This window comes from Halalkalibacter oceani (genome assembly GCF_023715705.1).
Lineage (GTDB): Bacteria > Bacillota > Bacilli > Bacillales > Bacillaceae_D > Halalkalibacter > Halalkalibacter oceani_A.
Genome location: NZ_JAMBOS010000014.1, coordinates 12,677 through 24,976 on the forward strand (window position 1 = coordinate 12,677; position 12,300 = coordinate 24,976).

Annotated in this window: 10 protein-coding genes; 9 read left to right on the plus strand and 1 reads right to left on the minus strand. The window is 41.4% G+C overall.

What is annotated here, in order from left to right:
• The first annotated feature begins 50 nt into the window (after positions 1 to 50).
• The 7 genes from M3212_RS13445 to M3212_RS13475 all read left to right on the plus strand — a co-directional run bounded on the left by M3212_RS13445 (position 51) and on the right by M3212_RS13475 (position 9,748).
• On the plus strand, positions 51 to 1,067 hold the full coding sequence (locus M3212_RS13445; RefSeq protein ID WP_251194489.1) for a Wadjet anti-phage system protein JetD domain-containing protein: 1,017 nt from the start codon (positions 51 to 53) through the stop codon (positions 1,065 to 1,067).
• A complete protein-coding gene (locus M3212_RS13450; RefSeq protein ID WP_251194490.1) occupies positions 1,064 to 2,575 on the plus strand; it encodes a replicative DNA helicase in 1,512 nt (503 codons plus the stop codon). Before M3212_RS13445 ends, M3212_RS13450 begins: the two co-directional genes overlap by 4 nt.
• Positions 2,565 to 3,299 carry a DUF6063 family protein gene (locus M3212_RS13455; protein ID WP_251194491.1) on the plus strand — a complete coding sequence of 245 codons (735 nt, stop codon included), beginning with the start codon at positions 2,565 to 2,567 and terminating at the stop codon, positions 3,297 to 3,299. The genes M3212_RS13450 and M3212_RS13455 overlap by 11 nt, the downstream gene beginning before the upstream one ends.
• Entirely contained in the window at positions 3,300 to 7,727 is a 4,428-nt protein-coding gene (locus M3212_RS13460; RefSeq protein WP_251194492.1) for a hypothetical protein, read from the plus strand.
• A 312-nt stretch (positions 7,728 to 8,039) separates the two neighbouring features.
• Positions 8,040 to 8,252, plus strand: a complete 213-nt coding sequence (locus M3212_RS13465) for a hypothetical protein (protein WP_251194493.1) — start codon at positions 8,040 to 8,042, stop codon at positions 8,250 to 8,252.
• Between the two features lie 367 nt (positions 8,253 to 8,619).
• Positions 8,620 to 9,153, plus strand: a complete 534-nt coding sequence (locus tag M3212_RS13470; protein ID WP_251194494.1) for a sigma-70 family RNA polymerase sigma factor — start codon at positions 8,620 to 8,622, stop codon at positions 9,151 to 9,153.
• Positions 9,134 to 9,748 (plus strand): hypothetical protein, encoded by a 615-nt coding sequence (locus M3212_RS13475; RefSeq protein ID WP_251194495.1) that lies wholly within the window; start codon positions 9,134 to 9,136, stop codon positions 9,746 to 9,748. Before M3212_RS13470 ends, M3212_RS13475 begins: the two co-directional genes overlap by 20 nt.
• Positions 9,749 to 9,866: 118 nt before the next feature.
• On the opposite strand, the gene M3212_RS13480 is transcribed toward M3212_RS13475, so the two are convergent.
• Positions 9,867 to 10,112 carry a hypothetical protein gene (locus M3212_RS13480; RefSeq protein WP_251194496.1) on the minus strand — a complete coding sequence of 82 codons (246 nt, stop codon included), beginning with the start codon at positions 10,110 to 10,112 and terminating at the stop codon, positions 9,867 to 9,869.
• A gap of 164 nt (positions 10,113 to 10,276) precedes the next feature.
• On the opposite strand from M3212_RS13480, the gene M3212_RS13485 reads away from it, so the two are divergent.
• A complete protein-coding gene (locus tag M3212_RS13485) occupies positions 10,277 to 10,522 on the plus strand; it encodes a TetR-like C-terminal domain-containing protein (RefSeq protein ID WP_251194497.1) in 246 nt (81 codons plus the stop codon).
• 177 nt (positions 10,523 to 10,699) lie between these two features.
• Positions 10,700 to 12,178 (plus strand): aldehyde dehydrogenase family protein, encoded by a 1,479-nt coding sequence (locus M3212_RS13490; RefSeq protein WP_251194498.1) that lies wholly within the window; start codon positions 10,700 to 10,702, stop codon positions 12,176 to 12,178.
• Positions 12,179 to 12,300: the final 122 nt, after the last annotated feature.

Sequence of the window (12,300 nt, forward strand, 5' to 3'; positions counted from 1 at the left end):
TACTATAATGTCACTATATGAGTACATACTAGAAAAGATGGGATGGTGTTATGAGAAACAAATTACTATCAACCCTTGAACTGGCTAAAAAATCGACGGTACCGCTTAGTGAATTGGAAGAGGCAGTCGATACTAGAAATACGTACGATGACTTTGCTGCCACGGTTCAAACATTAATTGATGAAGGGTTTTTGGCTGCTGTAAAAAGTCATGGCGTCAATTGGAAAGGGTTGCCGAATCGTTTCCGTATTCAAAAAGGAAAGCTGAAGCAGCCGTTAATTGAAGACATTCAAGAGGTGCAGTTTAAAGTGCATCCTGTCATAGATTTAAGACCTTACTTCTCTTCATCAAAAAAGAAATGGATGGAGGATAAGCCTGCGATATTGAAGATTGATCAGTATTTATCAAAGAATGGGCTGCCTGCTGCCTATGCGAACAGTTCGGAACGTTCCTATGAAATAATGAAGGATGAGAAATGGATTGATGAGAAGGGTGGGAGAGTGCTATTAGAAAAAATTAATATATTTGATAAGTTGAAAATTATGAAAACCCCAGATCCTCTCATGTTTGCGTTACATCCAAACGAACTACTCGCTAATAAACGTGGTCATAAACACTTCATCGTAGAAAATAAAGCTACTTACTCCAGTTTAGTAGATTCATTAACAAAGACCCATTTCACAACTCTTATCTACGGCTCAGGCTGGAAAATAGCTTCGAGTTTAGGTCAGTTTTCCTTACAGCTGGGCCTTACGGATAGGGAGATTCAACATGACTTCTATTATTTCGGCGATTTAGATTATGAAGGAATTCGGATCTTTTATCACCTTTATGAAAAATACAACGTGAAGCTTGCCACGGGTTTTTATGAAAGTTTGCTCCGTAAGCCTTTCTACAAAGGGAAAGGAACTCAAACTAGAAATGAAGCGGCGGTTCAGCACTTTTTGCAATATTTCAGGAAGGCTGACCAGAAGAAAATTGCAGCTATGTTCCAGGAAAATGGTTATTATCCTCAAGAAGCTCTAACGAAAGAAGAGTTACATCATATTTGGAGGAACTCGTTATGAACACACAATTGAAAGGGATAACGGAAAATTACCGTGAACGTATGCAGCGATTAGCGTTATTTGAACCATTATTCCGACTGGAAAATAAGCGGGAGAAGGATGAAAATAATCAACAGGTTGATTACTTCGGTTATGGTCTATTAACCCTTTTATTTTTCTTTGAAAATATGCTAATTCGAAATAAAAAAACGAGTATACAGGATTTGGCCCAGTATTTATATGAATTAAATCAAGGGAAACAGGCCCTCTCCCTTGAAGGCTTTGAAAAAATTGCCCGAAACGTAGTTGAAACGTTTCGACCACCTAGTGGAAAGCGCAATGAAAAATCTTTTTATAATTGGGAAACAAGGGAATATGAAAACGTACATTACTCGATCTTGAAAGCCGATCGAGCAGATGTGAACACGAATACTCAATATTATAAACTCGATGAACAAGGACTGGAACTCGTTTTTGCCACGAAAGAGTACTTTACTGAGTTTCAGCTATCTATTAATCAATTAGTCTTAAGGAAACAGCTTGAAAAAGGGGAATTTGTAGGAGCATTAAGGCAAATCGATGAAATGCATATCGATGTGGAATCGTTAAGAAATCGGATGACTGTCATCAAACATGAAATTCAAAGAAATATCATTTCAGATGAAACATATGAACGTTATAAACAAATGGTAGAGGATATAAATGCCCGTTTAACGAGAGAGAACGAAGAGTTTCGTGAATTACATACATTTGTAAAAGATACGAAGAACCGGTTAGCATACGATATGAACTCGGAAAAAGATCGAAAAGCATATGAACTGATTTTACAGATCGACCGTGAGCTAGGCGAAGTTCACCATATCCATACAATGCTTTTGAAGGAAAGCATTGATTTAAAAACGACAGCTCTGCATGCTGCACAAGAAGCATTGTATTATGTAGGGATTGACTCCTTTAACTTTAAGCAAGAGATCACCGCACCACTTGCAAGCAAGCCTTTACCGTTAGCCGCATCCAAACGCTTAATGGAACCATTTCTCACGATCGAGCAAAATGAGACATGGTCTCCCCTCGTTATTTTTTCAGAGCAACGAATAGAAACACAAGACGGGGTTGAGCGTACTGCCAGCTTTGATGATCTTTCAGATGAGGAGCTGCAGGAACTGGAAAATGCCAAGATTCGAAAACGATTTGGGGAGATTATGACTCTCGTACTAAAGGCAATGGAAGGGAAAGAAACGATAACATTAAAAGAAGTGGTTGAACGGATACGTGAAGAAGAGTTGGACTGGTTAAACAATCCGATTTTTTACCAATTATGGTATGTGATGCATCAACGCTCCCCAATCACCTATGAAAAAACAGAAGATCGGAATGAATCATTATTTGAAGAGGTTTTCGAATTAATTAAATATCAATATTCCTGTATCGAAGTAGAAGAATTACAAGAAATTATAAAAGCGACGGAGCGCTTTTCCATTCAAAACATGGTACTGCGTCTAAGAGTAGGTGGAAATGATGGATTATAGAGAAGAAGATGTGATAAAGGCCTTTCAGATATACGCAAAAATTAGTCGAAAGGGATATAGTGAGGGCGATGAGCTTAGACTGTATTTAGCAGAAGACAAAGTGCGGGGGTTGGTGGATCAATTTGCTAAAGAAGTCGATTGTACAATTTTCTCTGTTGGCGAACGTCTTTATTTTGTTCCTTTAGCACGTAATTCTCCTTTTCATATTTCTAATGACACGTTGAAGAAAACCTATTTTACGGGAAGAACAGTCAACGCAGATATTTATTTTATGTATGTGACGATCATTATCCTTGTTGGAGAGTTCTATGATAGCTACCAAACAACAGAGCCGACACGTGATTTCATTTCCATGAGTGACTGGTTGGAGCAAGTCAATGAGCGGCTGGAAACATTACAAACTATTGATGAAGAGGAATTAAAAGAGCTGGAAAAAGAATATGAATACAACTGGAGTGCGATTATTGAGAAATGGGCAGATATGGATGATTTAAAAGAGACTGCCAAGGCACAGACAGGAAGAACGATTAGTCGACTAAGCTTTCTCCATACAGTGAAACGTTTTTTAGTGGCCCAGGAATTAGTTCAAGAGATCGGAAATGATGAATTACAATTAACAGAAAAAGCGAAAGTGATCGTGCAAAGATATTTTATGGAGCTGGAGTATAACCGGGGAATTTTGGAGTTTATTTATTCGTTTGATCAACGAAAGGAGGAAATGTAGATGCCCTCGATTTCAAAAATCAGATTCACCAATGTTGTCTATGAAGGTGGAGCAAAACGTTATAATGACGATATTTTCCTTTTTGATAGCCATAATGGAGCGATTTTACTTGAAAATGGTGGAGGAAAGACGGTATTTATACAGACCGCGATTCAGGCCATTCTCCCTAATGCTGAACTTGCAGAACGTAAAATGAAGGATACTCTTTCCTTAGAATCATCGAGTGCCCATATTGCGATTGAATGGATTATCAATGAAAAGCCGAGGCGCTATGGACTCACCGCTGTTACCTTATTTATGGCGAAAGAAGGAGTAAAATCATATCGGTACACTTATGAGTATGAAGAAGGGGACAAGCATCGAATCGAGGAGCTGCCGTTTGTTAGACAGAGTGTAGATGGCAAGGTACGCCCGGCAAATCGGGATGAGATGAATGAATATTACACTACGATGAAGTCCTCTCATCCATTGAAAGCAAATACATTTGATACGGTAAAGGGCTATCATCAATATTTAGAGGAACGATTTAAAATCATTGCTTCGGAATGGAAAAAAATTGCGGTTATTAATAGCTCAGAAGGGGGAGTGGAGAGCTTTTTTGATGGCTGTAAAACGACTTCCCAGCTTGTTGACCAGCTGCTGATCCCGACAGTAGAAGAAGCGATTGCTGGCAAAGGCTCTATTGATTTTGTTCAAACCTTTGAGAAACAGCGTGAGCATTTTAAAGCACATAAACGGTTAAGACGAGTGATCGAAGAGAATAAACAAGTTGAAAAGCAAATTGCAAATTATGTCTCTTCCTTTAAACAATTAGATGAAGTTGAAAGACAACTAGAAGAACAAAAGGTAAATGCGAAAGCTCTATATCTTCATACGAAGCAAGAACAAGGAGAGACGAAAGCAACTTTATCAAAAATACAAACGAACATGGAAGAGTGGCAAGCTGAGAAGAAAGAGTGGGAACGAAGGGAGAAATCCTATAAAATCACACTTTTAGAGCAAAAAAGAGATGAAGCCTTTGAAAAATATAAAATGGACCAGGATGAATTAGAACAGCTGGGACAGGACCTAAAAGAAAAGAAAGCGCGACTAGCACAGCTTAGAGTTTCGAAGGTGAATGCGGAAATAACAAGAAATGAACAATTGCAAAGCCATTTTGTAGAGCAGTTAAGCTCGCTCGAAAGAGATGAAGAAACGCTCGATCTAGAAGAGCAATTAGCGGACAATACCGCTTATTTGAAAGGGTATTTCCTTAATGAGGAAGAGAAAATTCAAGAACATATAAAGCAAATAGAGTTGCAGCAAGGGAGGAAAAAGGATGAAATTGCTATAGAAGAAAAGGGATTACGTAGTCTCGAAAAGGAAGCAAGAAGCTGGCAACTAAAAGAAACGGATTACAATGGGAAGAAAGAGTTAGTCGAAAAAGATATGAAAGAGATTGCAAAAGAGATTTTGTCTAATCCTCTAAAAGAAAGAGTAGAGGATGAATTTCCAAAATGGGAGCATGATTATCAAAATTACGATAAAGAGATCATCTCTTTTGAAAGCCATATAAAAGATCTGGAGCAAACAAAACGTGAGCTTAAAAATACTTTGCCAAATGTCCAAGCTGAATACGAACATTTCCGCCAAGAAGCAATCACGTACAAACAACAAATAAACGTAATTGAAGACCAGCAAAACGAGATTTTATCTGAAGTGATTGTTCAAATACCTCAATGGCAGCATTACAATTCGATTTATGAAAAAGAAGAAACGATGATTGCTCAGCTTGAGGAAAAAGTTGAGAAGTTGTCAAGAGAAAAAGAAGAGCTGTTATTTAGAGAAAGACAAGCAACAAGGTTTGCAGATGACTATGCAAACAATACAACATTTACTGCTGACCCGAAACTCGAAATTTGGAAAAAACGTTGGCGAAATCAGTTTGCATATCTTGAACTGGGGGCTGATTTTGTTCAGCAGGCTGCCCGTTCGTTGGGAGGTGCGGTGGAGGATTATCATTCTATTTATCCGTATTGGGCAATTACGTTTATTGTAACTCAATCAGAAAAGACGAAATTACGAGAGAAGCTACTTTCCGTTGAAAGGGAGATGACCCATCCAGTCTATATTTGCACCGAGGAAGAAGCCCGGCTGCTCATTCGTGGTGAGAAAGAACCCAGTGACCAGCATATTTTTCCTCGTATTTGGAAGGAAAATCTATCTAATGAGAAGTTTAATCATTGGAAAATTGAGGTTCAAACGTTAGCCGATGAATCAAAGGGAGAACGGACGAAAAAAGAAACAGAGCTTCACAGCTGGAGAACGATTTTGTCAAAGGTTCGTGAATTTGTGATGAAGTACCCGTATGAACAGTATGCTGAGTTAAAAGAACAGTTTAAATCAGCTTCTGATGAAGAAGCGAAACAAAAAAGAGTATTACATGAACGAACTACACAAATTGAACAGAAAGAAAAAGAGACAGTGGACTATCAAAAGCGATTATCCGAAGCTAAAGATATCTATCAAGGTTTAGAAGCAAGGCTCTCGAAAGGAAGAAATTACTTTACGAAAAAGAAAGACTTTGAGTTTTTTAAGCAGGAACTTACAAAGATTCGAGAAGAAATGGATAAAGTATCTAGAAAGTTAGAACGAACAGAAAGACTTCTTTCAAATCTGAACGAAGAACTGAATGAAATAGAAGCTCAATTAGCTTTGGCTAAGGAGCCATTATATGAGTTAAAGGGCGATGCCTATTATAAAGAAGTCATTGACGCACAACCAAAATACGCGACGAAAAGCTTGGAACTTTTAGTAAAAGAACGCAAATCGCTGAGTAATAAGTTACAGGATAGGCAACAAGGAAGAGAAATATTAGAAAGTAATCTGCAAAATGCCAGGGAGAAGCTTAAGGAGCTAACGAAAGAAAAGACATTGTTACTACAACAATATGGAATCGTGGATGCAATCGAATTTCCAGCTCATGGCGATGAAGAAATCATCCGGCTTAGTCAGTTAATTAGGAAACAAGAAGAAAGAATGGAGTCATTGAAACCTAAAGTGGATCGACTTTGGGAAGAGTGGAATAAAGCAAAAAATGAATATGACCTTCGGAAAGGTGATTTTCATCAAATCTATCAGGAAATCGAAGTGTTTAAACAGTCTCTAACCCAGGTAAAGGAACAGCTTGAGATAGAGCGCAAAAGTTTGGAGGAAAGATATCAGTTTTTTACGAGTGAACTAAAGAGATATCAGACTGTAGAGAAGATCATTGAGAAAGCGATTGTAGAATTAGAGAAGCAAGATATGCGCTTTGCTTTTTTACATGAAAATATCCGTAAACATCTGTTAGAAGAGCAAATTAAAAACGATTATGCGTATAAGCGAATGGAGATGATTTCGGAGCTAGTGAAAACCCTCACCTCAATACAAGAGAAAGTGACGTCTCTGGAAAAAAGAAGAATTGAAGAAAAAGGACATTTCGTTAAATTTTGTAATAATAACATTATAGACATTAAACTACGAAATACATGTATCACAGGGATTGAACACAAAACGACATATGACGATGTGATCGAGTGGCAAGAAAAAATGAGCGATCGGATTTATCGCACCGTAAAGATTGCCGAGGAAGATATGAGGGAGCATGATAAGCAATTACAACAATTCATTTCCCATCTGCATCTTTATCTACAAACCATTGCAGATGAATTAAGGTTAATCCCAAAGCAGACGCGTGTGAAAGTGGAGGATAAAACAAAAGACATTTATATCTTCTCTGTTCCAGATTGGGATGAGCAAGAAGGGAAGGAAGCCCTCCGACATCATATCGATTGGATGGTGATACAGCTAGACAAAGATGAATATAAAGGTGATGAAGGACAAGAAGATGAGTCACTTATTCGCAAACAAATCGAAAAATGGCTTCATACGAAACAGCTACTGAAGAATGTGATGAAAGAAAAAGACATCAGTGTAAAGTGTAGAAAAGTAAGCAATGATGGGAAAGTGAGTGGTGCACTGACTAGCTGGGAAAAATCAAATGCCTGGTCCGGTGGAGAAAAATGGAGTAAAAACATGACCCTCTTTCTCGGGATTCTGAACTATTTAGCCGAAAAGAGGGTCCCCCTTCAAGGAAACCAAAAGCGTCATCGAACAGTCATTGTTGACAATCCATTTGGAAAAGCATCAAGTGACCATGTGCTGGACCCAGTATTCTTTATTGCCGAACAATTAGGCTTTCAAATGATCGCTCTAACTGCCCATGCTGAAGGAAAGTTTATTCGCAAATACTTTCCTGTTATTTATAGCTGTCGTCTTAGAGACTCGGCAAGCGGTGAAACACAGATCATGACCAAAAATAAAGAAATCCGAACCGCATTTTTTAAAGATAATGATCCTGAAGCAATGGTAAGATTAGGAGAACAGGAGCAGATGACGTTGTTTTGATTTATGGGAGAAGGACAGAAAGCAGAGGACATCCACCGCTCTTGAAATAGACTCCGCTTTCTGCGGGAAGCTGTTGTGCCTCCACGTGCTTGCTACTTGAGGGTCTCAACGTTGCTTTTCCTTAAGAGACTGAAAAAGATGGAAGATGCAATGCATTCCTTCACATCAACAAATGTAGTGGAATGTTTTTCGGCAGGAGCTAAGGTTGCAGCCGATTTAGGGGCTGAAGCGGGAATGGAAATTTATGATCAAGGTTAGTTGTTAGTCGATTTAAGTAGACAGTGAGAATAGCAAATCGGGGGAGTGACTGCGATGAAATTCGGAATGCGCAAACCGAGTCTTAAAAAGCGTATTGCTGCTAGGACAAGCATTAAAAGACAAGTCGTTCAACGAGCTGGTTTGAAAATGCCAAGAGGGTACGGTTGGTTGCGAAGTCCGAAAAGATATGCTTACAACAAGGTTTATCGGAAAACAAGTTTTGATATTTTTAAACTAATGAAGAAGCTGTTAAAAAGCAGGAAATAGTACAGTTGATTCATTTAGAGGCTCATCTGTTTGTAAATTCCTATAACGTTTTTTCTCAATACTATTCCGTGAGATTTGTTGTAACAGTGAGGGTGACTATAAAGGAGATTATTCATTAAGTGTGCGGATCGAAAAAGAGAATGGGGAGGCAGAGCCATTTATTGAAATACGCGACAACGAAAAATAGTTACCTAATGGCGAGTTAGGAATTTTATGGAAACTAAGTAAATATAAAGATGTACGGATGAGCGTGCAAGAGAGAGGTTGTTCCATAAGGGGCCACCTCTTTCTTGCTATTCTGATCGCCTTAGAATGAAACCTTTCTCTCCCCGCAGTCGTCAAAGGATTGGATAAAGGGGGTGGAGTGGTGGAGAAAGCAGAGAAGGATCGTTTGTTGGAAGAGTTGATGATCGCCTATGGGGATGAGCTGCTGAGGCTGGCCTTTGCATATGTGAGAGAGAAAGAGCTGGCAAAGGGTCTTGTGCAAAATACGTTTGTTAAATGTTATGAAAACCTTGAAGCGTTTCGCTATGAGGCGCAAATAAGGACCTGGCTTTATCGGATTGCGATTAATGAGTGCAAGGATTATCTGAAAAGCTGGCACTATCGCAAGGTGCAAGTAAAGGATATTCTGCTTCACTACCGTTTCACCACTTCTTCAGTGGAACAGAAGGTGATGAAGAATGCGAATGATCAAGAGCTGAGAGAGATGGTTTTCTCCTTGCCGCCTAAATACAGGGAAGTGATCAGTCTTTATTATTTTCATTCATTGAAAATTGGAGAAATCGCCGAGGTGACGCGGCTTCATGTAAATACGGTAAAAACCCGTCTCAGGAGAGCGAAGCAACAGCTGAAAAGCAAGCTGGAGGAGGGGGAAAACGATGGACAGAAGAAAGGATGAGCATGGGCTGCGCTTTACAGAGGAGGATCGCAAGAAAGTGTTTCAAAAAATTAAGGAACAGGAGGCCGGCAATGGTGATCAACCGGGGGGAACGCTTGCTGCAAGGCTGAAAAAGGCTGTTCCGCTTTCGGCATCGATCATTGTCCTCATTCTCTTCGCCGGGCTGCTTCTTTTAACCATCAACGAGAGCCTGTTTCCGCAAACCGGGCAAGCGCCCTCCTCAGAAGACGAGGCTTGGATTGAAGACATCGAAGAACTGTCCTTTATTTGGGCAAATGCGTTAAAAGAGCGGGACGGAAAGCCGCGTTATGAGATGATGTCTCCCGAAGCAAAAGAAAAATTTATCGAGGAACAGAAGACTGTTAGTGGAACGGACTGGAACTATGTCCTTTGCTGCTCAAGCCCATGGGTTGTGGAATTTGAGATAGAGCGGAAAGACGAGCATTCGGTGATGATCACATATCTCACGCAAACGAGCGAACCGCGTTACTACAAAAGTGTAGAAGTGATTTCTTTTCGTGAGGAGAATGGCAGGGCCGTAGTCGATGAGTATGAGACAGTGTTAGAAGATGAAGAGGTAATGGAAGCCGAATAAGTGCTCTTAAGCAAAGGGCAAAACCCGCAAAATCAGGCAACGGCTACGCTTATTACGAAAAAGCTGCTGAAAACGTACGATTTTCAGCAGCTTCTTCACAACGGATTTGTGTCTGCTTTTACGATCTGCTTGCCGTTTGTTCCTTTGCATCAAGGATCTCCCCGGAAGCCTGGCTCGCGCGCTTAATAAAGAAGGAGAGAACCAAACTAATAAAGCCGAGAAGAAGAATGGTGAAATAAGCGTCATTGATTCCCTGAATGGAGGCTTCCATTAGCAGGTGGCTTTCTTCTCCAGCATTTGCCGCGCCTGTTGTCATTTTTTCGAGGTGAGTATTTGTTCTGCTTGTCATAATCGTTACGAGCAAAGATGTCCCTATGGCGCCGGCTACTTGTCTAACTGTATTGGAAATCGCCGTGCCGTGGGCATGAAGGCTTTGCCGGAAGCTGATTTAGCCCTGAACCGGCATCAAAAACAGCGCCATCCCAATTCGACTGCCAGTATACAACAGAATAAGGAAGGCATAAGGCGTTGCATCGGTCAGGTCGGTATAGCCGAGCGTTGCATAAGGATAATGGCGAAGAGAGCAAGGGACGTGAATCCAAGCTGCTGAAGGCCGGAATTCAAATGGAGGTTTTCATCTGGTATGATTCTGCCGCTTTAATCGGAACGATCGTCGCCTGGCTGAAAAACGACATGCCGTACACCCCGGCCTTTTTAGCGAAACAAATTTATTTGATTCATAACCGGGCGTGGAACAAGGTCGAGGAAGGGTAACGAAGCAGGATAGTTGACTCGACCGAAATCTTTTTCTATAGTTGCTATAGCAACAAAGAAAATTGACCGCTGCCATATATTCTCAATTGATGATGAGTATAGAGGCGAAAGAGGGAGGAACAAACTACACATAATGTAGTCAATTATATCCTGTCTCTTTAGAAAGGACGGTCAAGCATGTCAGATCAAGCATTTATAGCTGAAACGATTATTAATGGTGAAAAAATAAGGTCGGAAAAGCAGGCCCCTCGTGAAAACCCGACCCGGCCGAGTGAGATTGTCGGTTACGCGCCGGTTAATACCCGTGAGGAGGCCGTCCAGGCGATAGAGGCGGCTTACGGCGCTTTTCCGGGTTGGACGGAAACGGCGATAGACGAGCGGATCGAGCGGATGAAAAGCGCGATTCAGAGGATGAAAGAGGCCGCGCCGGACATTGCGCATCTCTTATCAAAGGAACACGGAAAGCCGCTGTATGATTCGGAAGGTGAAATCGGTGTTTCACTTGCCTGGATGGAGTTTGCCTGCGAACATGCAAAAGAAGTATTGAAAAATGAAGTCCAAGAGCATGAGAGTGGGAAAACGATTATCGCCCGGGACGGGATCGGGGTCGTATCGGCGATTACACCGTGGAATTATCCGCTATCCTTGTCAACGATTAAAATTGCCCCGGCTCTTCTGGCGGGGAACACGATGGTGTTGAAGCCGAGTCCGTTAGCGCCTTTAGCTGTCAGCAAAGTCATTGAAATCATCGCCGGCGAGCTGCCAAAGGGTGTTCTGAATCTCGTGCACGGGGAAACGGATGTCGGTGTCGAATTGACGTCGAATCCGAAGGTGGCGAAAATTGCCTTTACGGGAGGAACGGAGACCGCGAAGCATATCATGAAAGCCGCTGCCGATACGATCAAGAAGATGACGCTTGAGTTGGGTGGAAATGATGCGGCGGTTGTTTTAGAGGACTTCGATGTTGAGGATGAGAGAGCAATGCGGCGCATTGTGATTTCCAACTTTTTAACGGCGGGGCAAATATGTATGATCGCCAAACGAATCTACGTTCACCGTTCCATTTATGACCGCTTTGTTGAGAAGTATATTGAAGCGGCGAATAAATGGATTCGAGTAGGTGACCCGTTTAATAAAGAGGTCACCATCGGCCCGGTGAACAATAAGAAGCAGGCGGAGTATGTCCAGAGCTTAATTGATGGTGCCGAGAGCAAAGGGGCAACAGTGATCAAGCTGGGCAGGATCGTAGATGAAGAGCTGTTCAATGAAGGCTATTTCATGCAGCCGACGGTCGTGCTGGAGGCGGATTATCATGATCCGATCGTGGTCGAGGAGCAGTTTGGCCCAACCGTCCCGATATTACCTTTTGATGATGACAGACATGCGATTGAGCTGGCAAATGATAGTATTTATGGACTGACGAGTTCAGTTTGGGGAGAAGAAGAGCACGCGATTAAGGTGGCGAAGCATATCCAGGCAGGGACGACGATGATTAATACAGCAGCTGTACAAGGGCTGGATGTCCGCTTTCCGTTCGGTGGTGTGAAGCAGTCGGGAATCGGGCGGGAATATGGAAAAGAAGGTCTTCTTGCTTATACGGATACGCATGTTATCAACATACCAAAAAACGGTGAGCTGCCATACATCCCTGAATAAAAAAAGGACGAAGCGTTACGGTTTACAAGCATGGAGAGAGCGCGGGGCTCTTTTCCATGCGGGTAGCGCCCGAAACGATTGTGATAATTTGAGGACTTTTGAGACAGCCCTTGATTCCTCTT

Bases quoted from the DNA above. Each gene is read 5' to 3' on its own strand.
- M3212_RS13460 (WP_251194492.1), top strand. From the start codon at position 3,300: ATGCCCTCGATTTCAAAAATCAGATTCACCAATGTTGTCTATGAAGGT.
- M3212_RS13490 (WP_251194498.1), top strand. From the start codon at position 10,700: ATGTCAGATCAAGCATTTATAGCTGAAACGATTATTAATGGTGAAAAA.
- M3212_RS13445 (WP_251194489.1), top strand. From the start codon at position 51: ATGAGAAACAAATTACTATCAACCCTTGAACTGGCTAAAAAATCGACG.
- M3212_RS13465 (WP_251194493.1), top strand. From the start codon at position 8,040: ATGAAATTCGGAATGCGCAAACCGAGTCTTAAAAAGCGTATTGCTGCT.
- M3212_RS13455 (WP_251194491.1), top strand. From the start codon at position 2,565: ATGGATTATAGAGAAGAAGATGTGATAAAGGCCTTTCAGATATACGCA.
- M3212_RS13475 (WP_251194495.1), top strand. From the start codon at position 9,134: ATGGACAGAAGAAAGGATGAGCATGGGCTGCGCTTTACAGAGGAGGAT.
- M3212_RS13450 (WP_251194490.1), top strand. From the start codon at position 1,064: ATGAACACACAATTGAAAGGGATAACGGAAAATTACCGTGAACGTATG.